Raw genomic sequence first — 20384 nt, 5'->3', positions numbered from 1 at the left:
TTCAATGCAGGTTCAGGCTGAACCCCACTCGCGTCAGCCACTCCGCTTCCTGGGCGAAGTCCGCCTGGGTCAGCTGGTTTTCATCCAGCCAGCCTTTGGGGAACATCACTTCCAGGCTGTCGCCGTCGGCGCGCAGCTTCACCTGGGGCATTTCCTGGGTGCCACGGATGTGGTGGAACAGGATGGCAAAGCGCAACAGCGCGCACAGGCGAATCAGCTTGATGCCGTCTTTGCCGAACTCGGCAAATTTGTCCCTGGGAATATTGCGGCGGTGGCCGCGCACCAACAGCGCGAGCATCTGTTGGTCTTCCCGTGAGAACCCGGCCAGGTCCGAGTGTTCGATCAGGTAGGCGCCGTGCTTGTGGTAATGGTAATGGGCGATGTCCAGGCCCACCTCGTGCACTTTGGCGGCCCAGCCCAGCAGTTCACGCCATACGCCGTTTTTCAGGTCCCAGTCATCGGCCACCTGGTCGAAGGCGTGCAGGGCTTTGCGCTCTACGCGCGCCGCTTGCTCCACGTCTACGTGGTAACGCTCCATCAACGAGCTGAGGGTGCGCTCACGCACATCTTCATGGTGATGGCGACCGAGCAGGTCATAGAGCACACCTTCGCGCAGGGCGCCGTCACAGTGGTCCATGCGTTGCAGTTCGAGGGCGTCGAAAATGGCTTCAAGAATCGCCAGGCCGGCGGGGAAGATGGCGCGGCGGTCAGGCTTGATGCCGTCGAAGTCGATCTTCTCGGCATCCCCCAGCTTGAACAGCTTGCGCTTGAGCCACGCCAGGCCTTCGGCATTCACCTCGCCGGTGCCATGGCCGCCGGCCTTGAGCGCCAGGCCGATGGCACGGATGGTGCCGGAAGAGCCGATGGCTTCATCCCAGCTCAGGCGGTGCAGGGCGTGTTCGATGCTCATGATTTCCAGCCGCGCTGCCGTGTAAGCCTGGGCATAGCGCGCCGGGGTGATCTTGCCGTCCTTGAAATAACGCTGCGTGTAGCTGACGCAGCCCATCTGCAGGCTTTCGCGCAGCAGGGGTTCGAAACGCTGGCCGATGATGAATTCGGTGCTGCCACCGCCAATGTCCGCCACCAGGCGTTTGCCCGGGGTGTCGGCAAGCGTATGGGAGACCCCGAGGTAAATCAGGCGTGCTTCCTCGCGACCGGAAATAACCTCTACCGGATGCCCGAGGATTTCCTCGGCGCGATGGATGAATTCGTTGCGGTTACGGGCTTCACGCAAGGCGTTGGTGCCCACTATTCGTACAGCGCCAGGCGGCATGCCGTTGATCAGTTGCGCAAAGCGCTTGAGGCAGTCGAGGCCGCGCTGCATGGACTCTTCATTTAGCTGGCGTTCGTCGTTGATCCCGGCAGCCAGTTGCACTTTCTCGCCGAGCCGCTCAAGGATGCGGATTTCACCGTTCTGGGCCTTGGCCACGACCATGTGAAAGCTGTTGGAGCCCAGGTCGATGGCAGCGATCAGGGACAGGTTCTTGGCTTGGGATTGCGGCATGGTTTGGGGTCTCGGTCGATAACCTTGCCATCGTGCCACGATCGACCGCTGGAGCCAACGCGTTGTGCTTCGGTAATTTTTCTGCGGCTGTCTGTGGGGGTAATTTGTGAGATATGTGGGATGTCATCGAATGACAAGCGGGGGAGTAGTGAATTAATTTTGTAGGAGTTTTAACTTCGCCTCGTAGTAAAGCCGCGTTTTGATTTTCCCTACAGGACGCGTTTGATTATGTCATCGGGTATTTTGTTTTAGCCTACTTTTAAATTGGGTTTAAATGACCAGCAGGTTTTACAGTTCTCACACTAACCCAGGCGTTATCTGATTCTTTAATGAAGCACCAAGGCGACACACTGTTACCCGGCAATTTTGCCTTGGTGTTATTTATGTGTCGTTGTAGACATCCAGGAAGATAAACCGTTTGGCGATGGAACCGCCAAGACGAACGTAGAGAGCACCTGTTAACTTTCAAGTGACAGGTCGAATATGAAAAAAATTGTTGGATTGACCCTGGGTCTCGTTTGCCTGGCGGCAAACATTGGCGCACATGCTGCCACCAGCGCAGAACTGATCGTCAGGGGGGTCATCAAGCCCGCCGCCTGTAACCTCAGTATGAGCGGCGGTGGCATTATCAACTACGGCGATATTCCTTCGGGCCAACTGTCCCAGACGGCGTTTAACGCGCTCACCGAGAAAACCACGCCTATCACCGTCAGCTGTGGCAATACGCCTGCCAAGTTCGGGCTCAAATTTGTCGACCTGCAGGCCGGCAGCAAGGTAACGGGCATCCTCACTGCGCTCGGGGTGGTTACACCGAGGCGAACAACTTTGGGTTGGGGACTGTGGCCGGCCGGAGAACGGGTGGCTTTGCCGTTACCCTCAGGGACCTGCGCTCGCCGACCGCAACACTGTTTCCGATCATGCGAATCAGCGCCGGCGCCTGGCAGAACAGTGATGGCAAAGTCGCACAAGCGCCTAGCCAATATTCCTGGCGCAGCAGCACGGCCGCCACACCTGCCTCTATCAACCAGTTGACCGGGACGATTGCTGTGCGCGCGGTGATCAATAAAGGCCAGGACCTGGACCTGAGTCGTGACGTTACCCTTGATGGGCGCGCAACACTTGAATTGAGTTACATCTAAGCGACATAACAACAGTCGATCAAGAAACATGTGTTTCTGGTCGACTGTTTTATAAGCGCGTCCGTCGCTCAATAGTCAACTTCAAGGTTGTGGGGAACACAGAGTGCTTAGTCGTCCCGTAAGAAAGAGTACGCGTTTATTATATGCACTGTTGCTCTTGTGCTTTATCGGTGTTGCGGTGGCTGATGGTATGTTGCCGGAAACCACGGTCATTGTATTGAACGAAGAGCAGGGTGAAGCGACGATAAACATCAAGAATACCGACGCGGCTCCAGCGCTGCTGCATTCGGTAATAGAAAACATACCGGAAGATGTGGAACCGCTCTTGATCGTGACGCCGCCTATTGCGCGGGTGGAAGGGGGCGAAACGCAACTGGTGCGTTTCATCAGCACGTTGAAGGCCCCGTTGAAGACTCAGCGGCTCAAACGCGTGTCTTTCGAGGGCATTCCCCAGGCGCGTGCTGCGGGCGGTGCGACCATTGGTATCACCTTGCGGCAGAATTTGCCGCTGATCCTGCATCCCCAAGGCCTGCCGGTTCATCACACGCCCTGGGAGCTGCTGAAGTGGCGACGTACAGGGCAACGTTTGACGGTCCACAACGATAGCGCTTATGTGGTGCGCATGGCTCCGCAGGTTCGGTTATTGCCACAGGGAGCCCTGGCTACGCTGCCGCGCACCTACATTTTGCCGGGCGAAGCGCTGGCGGTGAAGGTTGAGGGCTCCTTGGAGGAACTGACTGATATAGAGATTCAACCGGCCACGATCTACGGCTTTTCGGTAGAAAACTACCGGGCCCCGATCAATACCGACGGGGGTTGATCGACCCATGACAAACCTGTCGAGTCACCGAACCGGAGCTTTTTTATGGACCCGCCGACCCACGTTGCTCATGGGGATGGCAACACTGTGGAGCTTGCCTGGCGTTACCCCTGCCTTGGAACTGGGCGAGGGCTTTGACTTGGCGGCACTGACCACATACGGCATTGACCCGAAAGTCTCGGACTACTTCCGCACGGCGGCGCGCTTTCGCGAGGGCACCCAGGTGGTGGGGTTGAAAGTCAACGGCAACCCGCTCGGCTTGGTGGACGCCCAGTTCGATGCCGATGGGCTATTGTGCTTTACCCCGGCATTGCTGGACAAAGCCGGCTTGGTCAAACCCACTGCCATCGTCCGCAAAGGCGCCACTGCCGACCAGGCATGCCATGACTTTCTGGGGGAGTTTCCCACGACCATGGTGCGGCTGCGCCCTGGCAACGATGAAGTGGCGTTGGTGGTGCCCACCTCATCACTGCGCGAACCGCAGTGGGAGGCCGGGGAGTTCGCCCGGGGCGGTGCGGCGGGCTTGTTCAACTATGATGTGCAGGGTTTCGACAGCCATTCGCGCAGTGGGAACAACCGGTTCGTGTCGGCTTACACCGAAGCGGGTTTCAACCTGGGTGATTGGATTCTTCGCAGTCGTCAAATCTACGTCTCCGATAACGGCGTGACGCACAGCGAGCACCTGTATGCCTATGCGCAGCGGGATATCGCCGCGTTGCGCTCGACTTTCCAGGCGGGCCAGCTGTCCAGCAACAACCCGCTGTTTGGCGGCATCCAGCTGTCGGGTGTGCAGTTTTCCCCCGACGGCCAGTCGCGCGTGCCGGCGGGCAGCAATAACGCGGTGGTGGAAGGCCTGGCACAGAGCCAGTCGCGGATCGAGGTGCGTCAGTCCGGCGTGTTGATCCACAGTACGCTGGTGCCCGAAGGGCCTTTCCGGCTGACCGGTTTGCCGCTGCTCAATGGCACAAGCGACCTTGAGGTCAGTGTGATTGATGTACGCGGGGGCCGACGTAGCTTCGTGGTGCCGGCGGCTTCGTTCGCCGGCGCCGCGCCGGCGGCACCCGGTTATTACTTGTCCCTCGGCAAACTACGTGAAGAGACGCAGGGTGAGGGGCCGTCGCCCGTCGTCGCCATGGGCAGCGGGACGTGGGGCCTGGGGCGCGACTCAACGGGTGGTTTCGGCTTGTTGAGTACCGACGAGTACTGGTCGGCAGGTGGCACGCTGAGCAGCGTGTTTTTCCAGCGAGTGTCGGTGGGCGCACGTCATAACCTGTCCCGCGACAGCCGTAATGCCGTGTCCGGTTCACGCAGTAGCGTGTCCGTGAGCAGCCCAGTATTCGCCAATGTCGAGCTCAACCTCAGCGCAACCAGCCAGACCCGCGGCTATCGCGAGGTGATCGAGGCCGGCCGCCCGACCACGGCCGACGTGCTGGCGTCACGCTTCAAGAATCAATACACGGCGGGCGTGACATGGGTCGACCCCACCCTGGGTGCCTTCTCCCTGGGCTATACCCGTAGCGCTCAATTCGACGGGCAATCGAGCGAACACCTGTTCGCCTCATGGAACAAATCGTTTCGCTATGCCGATGTTGCGTTGATTGCCGACTCCCAGGTGGGCAGCACTCAGGCACGCCGCGACGCCACTCGGGATCGAAACCGGCGCGACACCGTCCTCGATGATGATTTGTCCTTGCGGCTGCAGGTCAGCGTGCCCCTGGGCGGTGATCGTCGTGTGAACAGCTATGTCAGTCGCCGTGGAGGGCAGTCCCGTACCGGCACGGCGCTCACTGAACGGGTCAATGAGTATGTGAACTATGAAGTGGGTGTCGAGCGCGACCTCAGTGCGCAGGAGCAATCGATGCGCGGCCAGGTAGACCTCACGCCGCGTTACACCCGAGTCGGTCTGGGTGCCAGTCGCGACCCGTTGGGCACCAGTTACACCGGGCAGTTGCAAGGTGGCGTGGTCGCTCATGAAGGTGGGATTACCTTCTCGCCCTACACGGTGCAGGACACGTTTGGTATTGCGTCGGTGGGCGACATTGGCTCTGCAAAAATCGACACCCCGCAAGGCCCGGTGTGGACCGACTTCACCGGTCAGGCCGTGCTTCCAGGCTTGCCTGCCTACACCAACAGCCATATCGAGGTGCAAACCCAGTCCTTGCCAAAACGCGTTGATCTAAAGAACGGCACCCGTGTGCTCGCCGCAGGCCGCGGCTCCGTCAACACCGTGGCATTCGACGTGGTGAAGGTGCGCCGCATGCTGGTCAACGCCAGCGATGATCAAGGCCGGCCACTGCCTCAGGGAGCTGCGGTGTTCGGCAAGGGCGATCGTTTTCTGACCAGCGTAGTGGGCGAAGGCATGATCTTTCTGAACGACGTGAACGAGGTGCAAGACCTGAGGGTTTCATTGCCGGACTCGGCCAGTTGCCTGCTGAACATTTCCCCTGGGAGCCAGCCTGATCATGACAAGTTCTTCGATACAACAGCGGCGGTGTGCCATGGTCGGTAAGCTTAAATGCCTCGGCTGTGCGCTGTTTTGTACGGTGTTGCTGGCTCAGGGGGCGCACGCCGAAAACTGCCGATTGTCCGTGAGCCAACCGCGTATCGACTACGGGGTCATTCGCCGGGAGGCGCTGGTCGAAAGCACCACCGTGACGCTCGCCACGCGCACGCTGCAGCTCAACGTATTGTGCGTCGAGCCGTCGGTGATGGCGTTGCGGTTTATCGGTGCCGCCGATGGGCAAGCGTTCCGTTTTGGCCGGCAGGGGCGGTTGCGGCTTAGCCTCAAGCATGCACAGGTGGATGGGCGTGCCGTCGACTGGGAGCCGCCCGGCGGCGGTGCGGCTGGGCAGTTATTACCGGGCCAGGTCCTGACGGCACGCGTCGCAGGGAGGCCGGTAACAGGTCAGCGCTTGACCGCCCAGGTCGACATCGACACCGACCTGCCCGTCGAGGCGCTGCAAGTGCGAAGCCAGACGTCGCTGGAGGGGCAGGGTCGTTTCGAACTGGTCAGCCCGGCTGCTCCACAGAACCGATGAAGTTGGCGAGCTCAGGCGTCTGCGGGTTGGCAAACAGGACCTTGGGATCGCCCACTTCATGCACCTTGCCCTGGTGCATGAACACCAGCTTGTCACCGACTTCCCGGGCGAAGCGCATTTCGTGGGTCACCATGATCAGCGTCATGCCGTCCCTAGCCAGTTGGCGCACCACGCTCAGCACTTCGTTGACCAGTTCCGGGTCGAGTGCCGAGGTGATTTCGTCGCACAGCAGCACCTTGGGTGACATGGCCAGGGCGCGCGCAATCGCCACGCGTTGTTGCTGGCCGCCAGACAGCCGGTCGGGGAAGGCATCGAACTTCTCTCCCAGGCCAACGCGTTCCAGCATCTGTTTGGCCAGCTGCGCGGCCTTGGCCTTGGACACCTTCTGCACCACTTGCGGCGCAAGCATGACGTTTTCGCCAACGGTCAAATGTGGAAACAGGTTGAACTGCTGGAACACCATCCCGACCTTCTGCCGCAAGCTGCGCAGGTCGGCGCGGGCGGCGTCGAGGTATTCGCCATCGACTTCGATCACGCCGTCGTTGATCGACTCCAGGCCATTGAGGGTCCGCAGCAAGGTGGATTTGCCCGAGCCACTGCGGCCGATGATCGCCACCACCTGGCCTTCTTCAACGGTGAGGTCGATGCCCTTGAGTACGTGATGATCGCCGTAATACTTATGCAGGGCGGAAATTCTAAGCAGAGGCATGCAGTCTCCTTTCCAGGTAGCGCGCACTGAGGGACAAGGGGTAGCAGAGCAGGAAGTAACCGAGGGCCACCAGGCCGTAGACCATGAAGGGTTCGAAGGTGGCATTGGCGAGCATGCCGCCGGTCTTGGTCAGCTCGGTAAAGCCGATGATCGAAGTCACGGCGGTGCCTTTGACCACCTGCACCGAAAACCCCACGGTCGGCGCCACGGCAATGCGCAGGGCCTGGGGCAGGATCACGTAGCGCAGTTGTTCAAGGGGGTTGAGCGCCAGGCTGGCCGATGCCTCCCATTGCCCGTGGGCAATGGAGTCAACGCAGCCGCGCCAGATTTCGGCGAGGTAGGCGCTGGTAAACAGGGTCAGGGCGATGGCCGCCGCCAGCCAGGGCGAAATATCCACCCCGAGCAACGCCACACCGAAAAACACCAGGAACAGTTGCATCAGCAGCGGCGTACCTTGGAACAGTTCGATATAGGTGCGGGCGACATTGCGCGGGAATGCCTTGTGACTGATGCGCATCGCCATCACCAGCAGGCCGATCATACCGCCGCCTATGAACGCCACCAGCGACAGCAACAGCGTCCATTGCAGGCCGGTGAGCAGGTTGCGCACGATGTCCCAGAAGGAAAAATCACTCATCGGCTGTTCCTCATCACATAGCGGCGGCCGATCCAGTTGAGCAACTGGCGAATCATCAACGCCATGCACAGGTACACCAGGGTGGTCAGGGCATAGGTTTCAAAGGCGCGGAAATTGCGTGACTGAATGAAGTTGGCGGCAAAGCTCAGCTCTTCGGTAGCGATCTGCGAACAGACGGCCGAGCCAAGCATCACGATGATGATCTGGCTGCTCAGGGCCGGCCACACCTTGCCCAGTGCCGGCAGCAGCACCACATGGCGAAACGCTTCGAAACGCGTCATGGCCAATGCCGCCGCAGCCTCCAGTTGCCCGCGCGGTATGGCCTGGATACCGGCACGGATGATCTCCGTGGAATAGGCCCCCAGGTTGATCACCATCGCCAGTACGGCGGCTTGCCACTCGGTGATTTTCAAGCCCAGGGACGGCAGGCCGAAGAAGATGAAAAACAGCTGCACCAGAAAGGGCGTGTTGCGGATCAACTCGACATACACGCCGAAGCACCAGGCGAACGGCTGAATCTTCCACGCCCGCACAACTGCACCGACGGTGCCCAGGGCCACTCCCAGGAGTGCGCCGATAGCCGTCAGCTCAAGAGTAAACAGGGCGCCGCGTAACAACAGGTCGGTGTTGGCCAGCACCGGTACAAAGTCGAATTGATACGCCATCAGTCAGCTCCGTCGCGTCACAGGTCAGCCGGCAGCGGCTCTTTGAGCCACTGCATAGCGTTCTTTTCCAGGCTGCCATCAGCCTTCGCCGCGACCAGTATCTGGTTGACCTTCTCCAGCAACGCCGGCTCGTTCTTGTTCACACCCACGTACACCGGGGAGTCCTTGAGCTTCACCTTCAGCGCCGGTACGCGTTTCGGGTTGCGCTCGCTGATCGCCACCATCACCACGTTGCCGCTGGCGATCAGGTCGACCTGGCCGGCCAGGTAGGCGGCGATAGTCGAATTATTGTCTTCAAAGCGCTTGATGGTCGCCTCTTTGGGCGCGACAGCCGTCAGCTCGATGTCCTCGATGGCGCCACGGGTCACGCTGATGGTCTTGCCCTTGAGGTCGTCGGTGGTGCTGATCGCCGCGTCAGGCGGGCCGAACACGGCGAGGTAGAAAGGCGCGTAGGCCTTGGAGAAATCGATGACTTTTTCGCGTTCGGGGTTCTTGCCCAGGCTGGAGATCACCAGGTCGACCTTGCCGGTGGTGAGGAAGGGGATGCGGTTGGTGCTATTGACCGGAGTCAGCTCCAGCTTGACCTTGAGCTGGTCGGCCAGCAGCTTGGCGGTGTCGATATCCAGGCCGCGGGGTTTCATGTCGGGGCCCACCGAGCCGAACGGCGGGAAGTCCTGCGGCACGGCGACCTTGAGGGTGCCTCGGGCAACAATGTCGTCCAAACCGTTGGCCTGGGCGGGTGCCTGGCTCAGCATCAGGCTGGCAAACAGGGCAGTGAGCAGGGCGCTGTAGCGCTTGGTCATGGCAACTCTCCGAGAAGGGCGAAGGAATTTTCTGAGTTTGCCCAGTGCACAGCCCATGCCAGCGCTCATGGAATTGTCTGTAAGGCACGGATCCGTTGAGGTGGGATGGTCTTACTGGTCTGAACAGTCCTTAAACTTTTCGCACCCTTTTCGAGCGCCGTAAAAACCCCGCGAGCCCCTTTGGGGCGTGGCTTGCCGGCAGGCGTGAATAGCTTTACAACTAGCCGCTCAGTTGACTGGAACCTTGAGTTTTTATGAATTCCATCGCCCAAGCCGTACCGGAAGCGGCTCTGCAGGCCATCCGCAAACTGATCAAGGAGCAGGGCTTCGGGCCGGGCGATGCATTGCCCTCGCAACGCGATCTGGCGGTGCGGTTGGGCGTCAGCCGGGCCTCGTTGCGTGAGGCGTTATCGTCCTTGAGCGCCTTGGGTGTGGTCAGTGTGCAGCCGGGCAAGGGTGTGTTTGTGCAGGCGCCGGACCCACCGTCCGAACTCGCCTGGCCGTTTGCGGCGCAGGCCACGCCGCTGGAGATCTTCCAGCTGCGTTACGCCCTGGAAGGGTTCGCGGCAGGGTTGGCGGCGGTCACATTGACCACTGACGAGCTCGACAGCCTGGAAGACAATGTCGAGGCGATGCGCAAGGTGCTCAAAGCGGGTGACTTTGAAGCTGCCGCCCGGCTGGACTTCAAGTTTCACCAGCGCATCCTGCTGGCCAGCGGCAACCAGGCGATGGTGAGCATTCTCAGCGCCAGCGCCGATGTATTCCTGGAAAGCCAGAAACTACCGTTCATCCGACCAGAGCGCGCCATGGAAACCTGGCAGGAGCATCGCAGGATTTTGCGTGCCCTGGCCCGGCGCACCAGTGCGGCGGCGCAGAAAACCATGCAGGAACATGTACGTAATGCCGCATTGCGCACGGGTATAGCCTTCGTCACACCCGTCGCACCGTGAACCGGCGATATGCAAAGTCATGCGTCGCCATAGCAAGACTCAATCAGAGGCGGCTTCCTGAACGGGGGAAGGGCGGCTATGATGGGCAACGTTTTTTTTGCTTACATTCCGGAGACATCCATGAGCAACGATCTTATCAAGCACGTCACCGACGCGACCTTTGAGGCCGAAGTACTCAAGGCTGCCGGCCCGGTGCTGGTTGACTACTGGGCCGAATGGTGCGGCCCTTGCAAAATGATCGCTCCGGTCCTGGACGACATTGCAACCACTTATGAAGGCAAGTTGACCATTGCCAAGCTGAACATCGACGAGAACCAGGAAACCCCGGCCAAGCACGGCGTGCGTGGTATTCCGACGTTGATGCTGTTCAAGAACGGCAACGTCGAAGCCACTAAAGTAGGCGCGCTGTCGAAGTCCCAACTGCAAGCCTTCCTCGACGCCAACATCTAAGCGTCGCCAAAAAAGCCCCGAAAATCTCGGGGCTTTTTCGTAAAACAGGGCTAGACGCTCCGAAATTCAGGTGGTACATTCGGCCCCGCACTGGTTTCTCCACTGCCCCCTGCAAGCCGTCGCCGACGCATTCCTTTTCGATTAGTACGCGATCCTGTCGCCTTCTCTGCGGCGCGGCCTCATTAAGCCAAAAGCTTAATTTCCCCCCTCCATAAATGATTACGTCATTCCTATATGAATCTGACTGAACTCAAGCAAAAGCCGATTACCGACCTGCTCCAACTGGCCGAAGAAATGGGCATAGAAAATATGGCCCGTTCGCGCAAGCAGGACGTGATTTTCTCCCTGCTCAAGAAGCACGCGAAAAGCGGCGAGGAAATCTCCGGTGATGGCGTGCTGGAGATTCTCCAGGACGGCTTCGGCTTCCTCCGCTCCGCAGACGCTTCCTATCTTGCCGGCCCAGACGATATCTACGTCTCGCCGAGCCAGATCCGTCGCTTCAACTTGCGCACCGGCGACACCATCGTGGGCAAGATCCGCCCTCCGAAGGAAGGCGAGCGTTACTTCGCTCTGCTCAAGGTCGACACGATCAACTTCGATCGTCCAGAGAACGCGAAAAACAAGATTCTCTTCGAGAACCTGACCCCGCTGTTCCCGACCGTGCGCATGAAGATGGAAGCCGGCAACGGTTCCACCGAAGACTTGACCGGTCGTGTGATCGACCTGTGCGCCCCCATCGGCAAGGGCCAGCGTGGCCTGATCGTTGCGCCGCCGAAAGCCGGTAAAACGATCATGCTGCAAAACATTGCAGCGAACATTGCGCGTAACAATCCTGAAGTTCACCTGATCGTACTGTTGATCGATGAGCGTCCGGAAGAAGTGACCGAAATGCAGCGCACCGTGCGTGGCGAAGTGGTTGCCTCGACGTTCGATGAGCCGCCGACCCGCCACGTGCAGGTGGCTGAAATGGTGATCGAGAAGGCCAAGCGCCTGGTCGAGCACAAGAAAGACGTGGTGATCCTGCTCGACTCCATCACCCGTCTGGCCCGTGCCTACAACACCGTGATCCCGAGCTCCGGCAAGGTGCTGACCGGTGGTGTCGATGCCCACGCCCTGGAGAAGCCAAAGCGTTTCTTCGGCGCCGCGCGCAACATCGAAGAAGGCGGCTCGCTGACCATTATCGCCACCGCGCTGGTTGAAACCGGCTCGAAGATGGACGAAGTGATCTACGAAGAGTTCAAGGGTACCGGCAACATGGAACTGCCCCTGGACCGTCGTATCGCTGAAAAGCGTGTGTTCCCGGCTATCAACATCAACCGCTCCGGCACGCGCCGCGAAGAGTTGCTGACCGCCGACGACGAACTGCAGCGCATGTGGATCCTGCGCAAGCTGCTGCACCCGATGGACGAAGTGGCCGCCATCGAGTTCCTGATCGACAAGCTGAAAACCACCAAGACCAACGACGAGTTCTTCCTGTCGATGAAGCGCAAGTAAAACCGCGTTTCAGGTCCGAAAAATGGCGCCCCAATGGGGGCGCCATTTTTTTGCGTCGAGATTCATCGGGTTTTATGGCATAAGTGTCCGTTAAGTAACAAAAATTGTACGCGCGACTACGCTCACTCCTTTCGTCACAGACTGACCACAATCCTTATGACCACTCTTGCTTACCGCAGAGACATCGATGGGCTGCGTGCCATCGCTGTCCTCGCCGTCGTGTTGTTTCACTTCGGCGTTCCTGGCCTTACCGGCGGTTTCGTTGGCGTTGACGTCTTCTTCGTTATTTCCGGTTTTCTGATCACGTCCATTATCTGGCGCGAGCGCCAGGCCGGACGCTTCAGTTTCATTGATTTCTGGGCCCGCCGCGCACGGCGCATCCTGCCGGCGCTGTTTGTAATGATTGCAGCGACACTGGCGGTGGGCTGGTTCCTGTTGGCGCCCAAGGACTATGAGGAGTTGGGGCGGTCGGCGCACTATCAGGTGACCTTTACCTCAAATTTGCTGTTCGCGCGCCAGCATGGCTACTTCGATGTGTCCTCTGACATCAAGCCTCTGCTGCATACTTGGTCGCTGGCGGTAGAAGAGCAGTTCTATATTGTTTTCCCGCTGCTGCTCACGTTGCTTTCAAGCCGCCTGAAGCACTGGCGCCTGGCGCTGTTCGCGGTGTTGCTGGGCTCTTTTGGCATGAGCGTCTGGGCGGTTGAGCATGAGCCGCAAAAAGCGTTTTTCCTGCTGCACCTGCGGGCCTGGGAGTTGTTGGCCGGCGCGATGCTGGCGGTGCTGCCCAAATATGAGTGGCGCGCCTCGCCTGCCCTGGCGCAGGGGATCAGCCTGGCCTCCATGGCAATGATTCTGATCGCCGTATTGGGTTACGACGCGAAAACCCCTTTCCCCGGCGCGACCGCGCTATTGCCGGTGCTGGGTGTCGTCGGGCTGATCTGGGCCAACGGGCAGCAACACACCTGGGTCGGGCGCCTGTTGAGTACGCGGCTGATGGTCGGTATCGGGCTGATTTCCTATTCCTGGTACCTGTGGCATTGGCCGGTGTTCGTGTACGCCAACTATGCTGCGGTGGATGGCTTGAGCACCCTGGAGTTGGCCGGGTTGATGCTGCTCTCGTTGCTGCTGGGCTACTTGTCCTGGCGCTTCGTGGAAACGCCGTTTCGTGAAAAACGCTTGTTGGCCGCCCGCAAGGCAATTCTGGCGGCAGCCGTGGTCGGCATCCTGGGGCTGGGCTTTACGGGCCTTGCGATACGCGAATTCGACGGTGTGCCTTCACGGTTGTCCGAACAGGCGTTGCGTTTCGCCCAGGCGAAAAAGTGGAGCCCGGACCTGCTGGCGTGCATGGCTGACAAAGACACGCCCGACGAGCGGTTGTTCTGCCATTTCGGTCCGCCAACCCAGTCCGTCTCGGCGCTGGTATGGGGTGACAGTCATGCCACCGCGCTGATTCCGGCACTCAAAGAGGGCGCTGATCGCCACGATATCAGCCTGGTTGAAGCCAGCTTCGCGGGCTGTATTCCGTTGGATGGCCTGGAGAATATTGCCCGGTGCGCGCATTTCAACCGTCGCGTCGAGAAGGCGATGGCCGAGAAAAAATTCAGCGATGTGGTGCTGGCGGCGCGCTGGAGCCTGTATGTCTATGGGCAAATGTCGGGCGACAAAGAGCATGCGCTCAAGGACCCCAGCACTGGTGAGTATGTGCGTGCGGTCGCCGAGCAGCGCTTTGCCCAGGGCCTGCGCGAGCGCATCCAGGCGCTGCGCGCTGCCGGGCATAAGGTCTGGCTGGTCAAGGAGGTGCCGCTGCAGGAAATCATCGTGCCTTACCGCCTCAGTCGCCTGGCAATGATGAACCGACCGGTGGACGGTGAAGGGCTTGCCGTGGCCGAGCATGTGAAGCGCCAGGCCTTTATTACCCAGCTGTTTGACGAGCTGGCGGCGGCCGACAGCGGTGTCAGGGTGCTGGACCCCGCGCCCTTGCTGTGCGGCACCGACGGCTTGTGCCGGGTGGAACTCAATGGCCGCGCGCTGTACACCGACGATAACCACCTTTCCGACGTAGGCGCGCGGCACATCGAGGCCTTCCTGGAGCCGTTGTTCAGATCGCTGCAATCACGGGGGTTGACGGCCAATTAAGCTGCCAGCCGCCTCTAGAGCAGGTAGGATGTACGCCTATTTTACGGGTGGCATGGTTAATGAAATTCAAGGATCTTCGGGATTTCGTGCAGCAACTTGAGCAGCGCGGAGAGTTGAAACGTATCCAGATGCCGATTTCACCGGTACTGGAAATGACTGAGATTTGCGACCGCACCTTGCGCAACAAGGGCCCGGCGCTGCTGTTCGAGAACCCGACCGGCTTTGACATCCCGGTGCTCGGCAACCTGTTCGGCACCCCCGAACGCGTTGCCTTTGGCATGGGCGCCGAGGCGGTCAGCGAGCTGCGCGAGATCGGCAAGCTGCTGGCCTTCCTCAAAGAGCCCGAGCCGCCCAAAGGCTTGAAGGACGCCTGGTCGAAGCTGCCGATCTTTCGCAAGATCATTGCCATGGCGCCCAAGGTGGTCAAGGACGCGGTGTGCCAGGAAGTGGTCATCGAAGGCGATGACGTCGACCTGGCCATGCTCCCGGTGCAGACCTGCTGGCCCGGCGATGTCGGCCCGCTGATCACCTGGGGCCTGACCGTCACCAAGGGCCCGAACAAGGACCGCCAGAACCTCGGCATCTACCGCCAGCAAGTGATCGGCCGCAATAAGGTGATCATGCGTTGGCTGAGCCACCGTGGCGGCGCCCTGGACTTTCGCGAGTGGTGTGAAAAGCATCCGGGCCAGCCGTTCCCGGTGTCCGTGGCCCTCGGCGCCGACCCGGCCACCATTCTGGGCGCCGTGACGCCAGTGCCGGACAGCCTGTCCGAATACGCCTTTGCCGGCCTGCTGCGTGGCAACCGCACCGAATTGGTGAAGTGCCGTGGTAATGACCTGCAAGTGCCGGCCACCGCCGAAATCATCCTCGAGGGTGTGATTCACCCCGGTGAGATGGCCGATGAAGGGCCTTACGGTGACCACACGGGTTATTACAACGAAGTCGACAGCTTTCCGGTGTTCACCGTCGAGCGCATCACCCATCGGATCAAACCGATCTACCACAGCACCTACACCGGCCGGCCTCCAGACGAGCCGGCCATTCTCGGCGTGGCGCTGAACGAAGTGTTCGTGCCGATCCTGCAAAAGCAGTTTCCGGAAATCACCGACTTCTACCTGCCGCCGGAAGGTTGCTCGTACCGCATGGCCATCGTCACCATGAAGAAGTCGTATCCGGGCCATGCCAAGCGGGTAATGCTGGGCGTGTGGTCGTTTTTACGACAATTCATGTACACCAAGTTCGTTATCGTCACTGACGACGACATCAATGCTCGCGACTGGAATGACGTGATCTGGGCCATTACTACGCGCATGGACCCCAAGCGCGACACGGTAATGATCGACAACACGCCCATCGATTACCTCGATTTTGCCTCGCCGGTTTCAGGCCTTGGGTCGAAAATGGGCCTGGACGCCACTCACAAATGGCCGGGCGAAACAACCCGCGAGTGGGGCCGGGTGATCGTCAAGGATGACGCAGTGACTGCTCGCGTCGATGCAATCTGGAAAGAATTGGGAATAGATTGATGCGTGTAACCTTGCAACCTTCCGGCGCGGTCCTGGAACTGGACCCTGGCGAACGAATTCTCGATGGCGCGCGCCGCCTGGGCTACGAATGCCCGCAGGCCTGTCGCAACGGCGTCTGCCACGTCTGCGCGGCGCTGCTGGTGGAGGGCCGGGTGCAGCAGGCGGGTGAGGTGCGTGACCATGGTGAGTTCTACACCTGCATCGCCGAGCCGTTGGAAGATTGCATTGTCTTGTGGGATGGCGTGCTGGCGCCGGGAGAACTGCCGTTGCGCAAGTTGGCGTGCCAATTGAGCGAATGCGTGGAAGTCGGCGGCGATGTGTGGCGCGTGCGCCTGCGCGCCCCGGCGGGCAAGGCCGTGCGTTACCACGCCGGGCAATACCTGATGATCGAACGTGAGAACGGTGAGAAGTCGGCGTTTTCCCTGGCGTCGGCGCCTCACTGTGCACGCGAGCTGGAACTGCACGTACTGGCCCGCGAAGACAGCGCACGCAACCTGTTGGACCAGCTCCAGCGCAATCAGATGGCCCGCGTCGAACTGCCGTTCGGTGACACTCACCTGGCGGAGCTGCCGGACGGGCCGCTGGTGCTGATCGCCGCCGGTACCGGCATGGCTCAGATGCACAGCCTGATCGAGCATTGCCGGGCTTCGGGCTTCAATCACCCGGTGCACCTGTACTGGGGCGTGCGTCGCCCGGAAGATTTCTACGAGATCGAGCACTGGGATCAGTGGCGGCAACTGCCCAACCTGTTCCTGCACAAAGTCGTCAGTGACCTGTGCGGCTGGGAAGGACGTTGCGGGTTGCTGCATGAAGCCGTGTGCGAAGACATTGCCGACCTTAAGGCCGTGCATGTATACGCCAGTGGATCCCCGGCGATGATCTACGGCACGCTGGATGCGTTGGTCGACGCCGGTATGGATGCGCACCAGATGCGCGCTGACGTGTTTGCCTATGCCCCTCGGCCCTGAGCAGAGCAAGCCCACACTGGAAATTGCCCGCTCAGAAACGTAATCCCGTCGTCACCATTGCCGCATTGAAGCCCAGCAGCACCCATTCCGCCGCCAGCGGGCCGTGACCTTCAGGTACGCCAGGTACTCGCTCATGCCATAGCGCTTGCCAGCGTACGCGTACAGCACTTTTTCGCCGTACGGTTACAGCGGCGCGTTTTATTACGGTAAAGTCGCTTACAACTGGTAATACATAGGAGGCGCATCGCTTTTCGCCATGACCGCCATTGAAACCGATCTTTTGCAGTTGGCTTACCCTCCGCGGCTCGACTTGGGGCCGCAACTCACTCACGAACAATTGATGAGCTCGATGCAGGCCACCATGGCTCGGCACAAGGGTGGGCCGGTCTGGCTGTTTGCATATGGTTCGCTGATCTGGCGCCCGGAATGTTCATCTACCGAGCGGGTGCGAGCGCGGGTCCATGGTTATCATCGGGGCTTGTACCTGTGGTCCCATGAACACCGGGGCACGCCGGAGCTGCCGGGCCTGGTGTTCGGGCTGGATCGGGGCGGCTCGTGCAGCGGGTTTGCTTACCGCTTGCCGGAAGATCAGCTGGAGGCTTCGCTCTATGCGTTGTGGCAACGCGAAATGCCTTACCCGTCCTATCGACCGCACTGGCTCAGTTGCCGGCTGGAAGATGGCAGCCAGGTACAGGCGTTGGGGTTTGTGCTGGAGCGGCACTTGCCCAGCTATGCCGGCAACTTGCCCGATATCGTGCTCAATCATGTGCTGCAAAGCGCTTGCGGGCGTTACGGCACCACTCGCGATTATGTCGAACAGACCGTGAACGCCCTGCGTAGCCACGCCATGCCAGATAAAAACCTGGAGGCGCGGCTCAAGCGTTGTGCAAAGGATTGCTCAGGCGGTTAACGCGCCGAGCTGACGCTGTTGGTGTGCCACAGCGTTGGGATCAGGAAGGCAATCGCCAGGACGCACGCGCCGATCAACAGCACGAAACCGCCGTCCCAACCGAAGTGGTCCACGGTGTAGCCCATCGCCGCACTCGCGGCCACCGAACCGCCCAGGTAGCCGAACAGGCCGGTGAAACCCGCAGCCGTACCGGCGGCTTTCTTCGGTGCCAGTTCCAGCGCCTGCAGGCCGATCAGCATCACCGGGCCGTAGATCAGGAAGCCGATGGAAACCAGCGCGATCATGTCGACCGTTGGATTGCCCGGCGGGTTAAGCCAGTAAACCAGGGTAGCCACGGTCACCAGCGCCATGAACACGATGCCGGTCAGGCCACGATTGCCACGGAAGATCTTGTCCGACATCCAGCCGCACAGCAGCGTGCCCGGGATACCGGCCCACTCGTAGAAGAAATACGCCCACGACGACTTGTCGACCGTGAAATGCTTGGCTTCTTTCAAGTAGGTCGGCGCCCAGTCCAGTACGCCGTAGCGCAGCAGGTAGACGAACACGTTGGCGAACGCGATGTACCACAGCATTTTGTTGCGCAGCACGTACTTGACGAAGATTTCCTTGGCGCTGAATTCGTCTTCGTGGCTGGCGTCGTAGCCTTCCGGGTAGTCGTTCTTGTACTTTTCGATAGGCGGCAGGCCGACCGATTGCGGGGTGTCACGCATGGTGATGAAGGCAAACACCGCCACCGCCAGCGCCACCGTGGCCGGCACGTAGAATGCCGCATGCCAGTCGTTGAACCAGGCCATGCCTAAGAGGAACAGCGGGCCGATCAGGCCGCCGCCGACGTTGTGCGCCACGTTCCACACCGACACCACGCCGCCGCGTTCCTTCTGCGACCACCAGTGCACCATGGTCCGCCCACTCGGCGGCCAGCCCATGCCCTGGGCCCAACCGTTGATGAACAACAAAATGAACATCATGGTCACGCTGGACGTTGCCCAAGGCGCGAAACCGAAAATGAACATCACCCCCGCTGAAACCAGCAGGCCGAAGGGCAGGAAGTAGCGCGGGTTGGAGCGGTCGGACACCAGGCCCATGAGGAACTTGGACAAGCCGTAGGCAATCGCGATGGCCGACATCGCCAGGCCCAGTTCCCCACGGGTGTAACCCTCGTCGATCAGGTAGGGCATGGCCAGGGAGAAGTTTTTGCGCAGCAGGTAGTAGCCGGCGTAACCGATGAAAATACCGGCGAAGATCTGCCAGCGCAGCCGTCGGTAGGTCGTGTCTATTTTTTCTTCAGGCAGGGGCGCCTGATGTGCGGCAGGGCGAAAGAAAGCAAACATTCAAGAGCTCCAGATTTCTTGTTTTGACTGCGGATGCGAATGTTACAGTTTCGTTACCGAAAATAGCATCGCCTCTTATCTGCAAACACAGGAAATGGGAGCAATTGCATGTTCTCTTATGAACATGTCGCGAATAGATAAGGTGTGGTCGTAAGTGGATTCTGCAGGCGCTGGAGATCCAAATGTGGGAGGGGGCTTGCCCCCGATAGCGGTGGTTCAGTCAACATATGTGTCAACTGATCCACTGCAATCGGGGGCAAGCCCCCTCCCACATTGATCGCATTTCAACTGGCTATCAGCGGGTCTGGACGACCACCTTGCCCACCGCCTTGCGCTGCCCCAGGTCGTTAATAGCCTGGGCAGCCTGTTCCAACTGATACACCTGCGACACCAACGGCTTCAACTTGCCCTCGCCATACCAGGTGAACAACTGCTGAAAATTCGCCGCATTGTCCTGGGGCTGACGCTGGGCAAACGAACCCCAGAACACCCCCACCACCGCCGCGCCCTTGAGCAGTGCCAGGTTCACCGGCAGTTCCGGGATGCGCCCACTGGCAAAGCCCACCACCAACAAGCGGCCGTTCCAGGCGATCGAGCGGATGGCCTGGTCAAACAGGTCGCCACCCACGGGATCGTAGATCACATCGGCGCCGTTGCCACCGGTCAGGCGCTTGACCTCGTCCTTAAGGCTGGCTTCGCTGTAGTTGATCAGCTCATCGGCGCCGGCCGCCTTGGCCACCGCCAGCTTGTCGGCGCTGCTGGCGGCGGCGATCACCCGAGCGCCCATGGCCTTGCCGATTTCCACGGCGGCCAGGCCCACACCACCGGAAGCGCCGAGCACCAACAGGGTTTCGCCGGGTTGCAGGTTTGCCCGCTGTTTCAGCGCGTGCATCGAGGTGCCGTAGGTCATGCTGAAGGCGGCGGCGGTGTTGAAGTCCATGCTCGGCGGGATCGGCAGCACGTTATAGCCCGGCACCGCGACCTGCTCGGCAAAGCTGCCCCAGCCGGTCAGGGCCATCACACGATCACCGACTTTCAAGTGGCTGACCTTCTCCCCGACCTCACTCACCACGCCCGCCGCTTCGCCACCCGGCGAAAACGGGAAGGGCGGCTTGAACTGATACTTGCCTTCGATGATCAGGGTGTCCGGGAAATTCACTCCGGCCGCGTGCACGTCCAGCAGGATTTCGTTCTGCTTGATCGCAGGGCTGGCGATCTCTTCCAGCACCAGGTTTTCGGCGGGGCCGAAGGCTTTGCACAGCACAGCTTTCATCGGACTATTCCTTTTGGCGTCGTGG

17 protein-coding genes and 2 pseudogenes are annotated in these 20384 nt (G+C 60.3%); 11 read left to right on the top strand and 8 right to left on the bottom strand.

Annotated elements, in window-relative coordinates:
• Nucleotide 1: 1 nt before the first annotated feature.
• On the bottom strand, nt 2-1504 hold the full coding sequence (gene ppx, locus C4J92_RS25685) for an exopolyphosphatase (RefSeq protein WP_124405625.1): 1503 nt from the start codon (nt 1502-1504) through the stop codon (nt 2-4).
• Between the two features lie 483 nt (nt 1505-1987).
• Between ppx and C4J92_RS25680 the strand changes: the two are divergent.
• The 4 genes and pseudogenes from C4J92_RS25680 to C4J92_RS25665 all read left to right on the top strand — a co-directional run bounded on the left by C4J92_RS25680 (nt 1988) and on the right by C4J92_RS25665 (nt 6501).
• A pseudogene (locus C4J92_RS25680) lies at nt 1988-2643 on the top strand (DUF1120 domain-containing protein).
• 103 nt (nt 2644-2746) lie between these two features.
• Nucleotides 2747-3463 (top strand): fimbria/pilus chaperone family protein, encoded by a 717-nt coding sequence (locus C4J92_RS25675; protein ID WP_256657434.1) that lies wholly within the window; start codon nt 2747-2749, stop codon nt 3461-3463.
• A gap of 7 nt (nt 3464-3470) precedes the next feature.
• Nucleotides 3471-5972 carry a fimbria/pilus outer membrane usher protein gene (locus tag C4J92_RS25670; protein ID WP_124405624.1) on the top strand — a complete coding sequence of 834 codons (2502 nt, stop codon included), beginning with the start codon at nt 3471-3473 and terminating at the stop codon, nt 5970-5972.
• Complete coding sequence (locus C4J92_RS25665) at nt 5962-6501, top strand: hypothetical protein (RefSeq protein WP_124405623.1); 540 nt, start codon at nt 5962-5964, stop codon at nt 6499-6501. Before C4J92_RS25670 ends, C4J92_RS25665 begins: the two co-directional genes overlap by 11 nt.
• Here the strand turns inward: C4J92_RS25665 and C4J92_RS25660 are convergent.
• The 4 genes from C4J92_RS25660 to C4J92_RS25645 are packed head-to-tail and all read right to left on the bottom strand — an operon-like array spanning nt 6473 to nt 9315.
• Nucleotides 6473-7210 carry an amino acid ABC transporter ATP-binding protein gene (locus C4J92_RS25660; RefSeq protein WP_124405622.1) on the bottom strand — a complete coding sequence of 246 codons (738 nt, stop codon included), beginning with the start codon at nt 7208-7210 and terminating at the stop codon, nt 6473-6475. The genes C4J92_RS25665 and C4J92_RS25660 overlap by 29 nt on opposite strands.
• Entirely contained in the window at nt 7197-7847 is a 651-nt protein-coding gene (locus C4J92_RS25655) for an amino acid ABC transporter permease (RefSeq protein ID WP_124405621.1), read from the bottom strand. The genes C4J92_RS25660 and C4J92_RS25655 overlap by 14 nt, the downstream gene beginning before the upstream one ends.
• Nucleotides 7844-8512 (bottom strand): amino acid ABC transporter permease, encoded by a 669-nt coding sequence (locus C4J92_RS25650; RefSeq protein ID WP_124364912.1) that lies wholly within the window; start codon nt 8510-8512, stop codon nt 7844-7846. Before C4J92_RS25650 ends, C4J92_RS25655 begins: the two co-directional genes overlap by 4 nt.
• A gap of 17 nt (nt 8513-8529) precedes the next feature.
• The gene (locus C4J92_RS25645; RefSeq protein ID WP_064454657.1) at nt 8530-9315 is read right to left on the bottom strand and encodes a transporter substrate-binding domain-containing protein; all 786 of its coding nucleotides are present in this window, start codon (nt 9313-9315) and stop codon (nt 8530-8532) included.
• A 254-nt stretch (nt 9316-9569) separates the two neighbouring features.
• Here C4J92_RS25645 and C4J92_RS25640 point away from each other — a divergent pair, with 254 nt between their 5' ends.
• The 6 genes from C4J92_RS25640 (at nt 9570) to C4J92_RS25615 (ending at nt 16842) form a co-directional block, all read left to right on the top strand.
• On the top strand, nt 9570-10265 hold the full coding sequence (locus C4J92_RS25640) for a FadR/GntR family transcriptional regulator (protein WP_124364910.1): 696 nt from the start codon (nt 9570-9572) through the stop codon (nt 10263-10265).
• A gap of 120 nt (nt 10266-10385) precedes the next feature.
• Nucleotides 10386-10715 carry a thioredoxin TrxA gene (gene trxA / locus C4J92_RS25635; RefSeq protein ID WP_124368772.1) on the top strand — a complete coding sequence of 110 codons (330 nt, stop codon included), beginning with the start codon at nt 10386-10388 and terminating at the stop codon, nt 10713-10715.
• A gap of 234 nt (nt 10716-10949) precedes the next feature.
• Nucleotides 10950-12209: a transcription termination factor Rho gene (gene rho / locus C4J92_RS25630; RefSeq protein ID WP_003176825.1), complete on the top strand. Its 1260-nt coding sequence runs from the start codon at nt 10950-10952 to the stop codon at nt 12207-12209.
• 156 nt (nt 12210-12365) lie between these two features.
• Nucleotides 12366-14348, top strand: a complete 1983-nt coding sequence (locus C4J92_RS25625; RefSeq protein ID WP_124405620.1) for an acyltransferase family protein — start codon at nt 12366-12368, stop codon at nt 14346-14348.
• 59 nt (nt 14349-14407) lie between these two features.
• A complete protein-coding gene (gene ubiD, locus C4J92_RS25620) occupies nt 14408-15874 on the top strand; it encodes a 4-hydroxy-3-polyprenylbenzoate decarboxylase (protein ID WP_124368770.1) in 1467 nt (488 codons plus the stop codon).
• Entirely contained in the window at nt 15874-16842 is a 969-nt protein-coding gene (locus C4J92_RS25615; RefSeq protein ID WP_124405619.1) for a CDP-6-deoxy-delta-3,4-glucoseen reductase, read from the top strand. The genes ubiD and C4J92_RS25615 overlap by 1 nt, the downstream gene beginning before the upstream one ends.
• A gap of 31 nt (nt 16843-16873) precedes the next feature.
• Here the strand turns inward: C4J92_RS25615 and C4J92_RS27585 are convergent.
• Nucleotides 16874-16945, bottom strand: a pseudogene (locus tag C4J92_RS27585) (sn-glycerol-3-phosphate transporter); the annotation flags it as partial.
• Nucleotides 16946-17098: 153 nt separating this feature from the next.
• Between C4J92_RS27585 and C4J92_RS25605 the strand changes: the two are divergent.
• Nucleotides 17099-17752: a gamma-glutamylcyclotransferase gene (locus C4J92_RS25605; protein ID WP_124364902.1), complete on the top strand. Its 654-nt coding sequence runs from the start codon at nt 17099-17101 to the stop codon at nt 17750-17752.
• Here C4J92_RS25605 and glpT read toward each other — a convergent pair.
• Together glpT and C4J92_RS25595 are read right to left on the bottom strand one after the other, a co-directional pair.
• On the bottom strand, nt 17749-19086 hold the full coding sequence (gene glpT / locus C4J92_RS25600; protein ID WP_124405618.1) for a glycerol-3-phosphate transporter: 1338 nt from the start codon (nt 19084-19086) through the stop codon (nt 17749-17751). The genes C4J92_RS25605 and glpT overlap by 4 nt on opposite strands.
• A gap of 295 nt (nt 19087-19381) precedes the next feature.
• On the bottom strand, nt 19382-20359 hold the full coding sequence (locus tag C4J92_RS25595; RefSeq protein ID WP_124405617.1) for an NADPH:quinone oxidoreductase family protein: 978 nt from the start codon (nt 20357-20359) through the stop codon (nt 19382-19384).
• Nucleotides 20360-20384: the final 25 nt, after the last annotated feature.

The sequence above is a fragment of the Pseudomonas sp. R3-18-08 genome, assembly GCF_003852065.1.
Classification (GTDB): domain Bacteria; phylum Pseudomonadota; class Gammaproteobacteria; order Pseudomonadales; family Pseudomonadaceae; genus Aquipseudomonas.
This window is presented reverse-complemented; position numbering and strand designations above follow the sequence as displayed.

Bases quoted from the DNA above. Each gene is read 5' to 3' on its own strand.
- C4J92_RS25595 (WP_124405617.1), bottom strand. From the start codon at position 20,359: ATGAAAGCTGTGCTGTGCAAAGCCTTCGGCCCCGCCGAAAACCTGGTG.
- C4J92_RS25665 (WP_124405623.1), top strand. From the start codon at position 5,962: ATGGTCGGTAAGCTTAAATGCCTCGGCTGTGCGCTGTTTTGTACGGTG.
- C4J92_RS25625 (WP_124405620.1), top strand. From the start codon at position 12,366: ATGACCACTCTTGCTTACCGCAGAGACATCGATGGGCTGCGTGCCATC.
- C4J92_RS25645 (WP_064454657.1), bottom strand. From the start codon at position 9,315: ATGACCAAGCGCTACAGCGCCCTGCTCACTGCCCTGTTTGCCAGCCTG.
- C4J92_RS25605 (WP_124364902.1), top strand. From the start codon at position 17,099: ATGACCGCCATTGAAACCGATCTTTTGCAGTTGGCTTACCCTCCGCGG.
- trxA (WP_124368772.1), top strand. From the start codon at position 10,386: ATGAGCAACGATCTTATCAAGCACGTCACCGACGCGACCTTTGAGGCC.
- C4J92_RS25655 (WP_124405621.1), bottom strand. From the start codon at position 7,847: ATGAGTGATTTTTCCTTCTGGGACATCGTGCGCAACCTGCTCACCGGC.
- C4J92_RS25660 (WP_124405622.1), bottom strand. From the start codon at position 7,210: ATGCCTCTGCTTAGAATTTCCGCCCTGCATAAGTATTACGGCGATCAT.
- C4J92_RS25670 (WP_124405624.1), top strand. From the start codon at position 3,471: ATGACAAACCTGTCGAGTCACCGAACCGGAGCTTTTTTATGGACCCGC.
- glpT (WP_124405618.1), bottom strand. From the start codon at position 19,086: ATGTTTGCTTTCTTTCGCCCTGCCGCACATCAGGCGCCCCTGCCTGAA.
- ppx (WP_124405625.1), bottom strand. From the start codon at position 1,504: ATGCCGCAATCCCAAGCCAAGAACCTGTCCCTGATCGCTGCCATCGAC.
- C4J92_RS25650 (WP_124364912.1), bottom strand. From the start codon at position 8,512: ATGGCGTATCAATTCGACTTTGTACCGGTGCTGGCCAACACCGACCTG.
- rho (WP_003176825.1), top strand. From the start codon at position 10,950: ATGAATCTGACTGAACTCAAGCAAAAGCCGATTACCGACCTGCTCCAA.
- ubiD (WP_124368770.1), top strand. From the start codon at position 14,408: ATGAAATTCAAGGATCTTCGGGATTTCGTGCAGCAACTTGAGCAGCGC.
- C4J92_RS25615 (WP_124405619.1), top strand. From the start codon at position 15,874: ATGCGTGTAACCTTGCAACCTTCCGGCGCGGTCCTGGAACTGGACCCT.
- C4J92_RS25640 (WP_124364910.1), top strand. From the start codon at position 9,570: ATGAATTCCATCGCCCAAGCCGTACCGGAAGCGGCTCTGCAGGCCATC.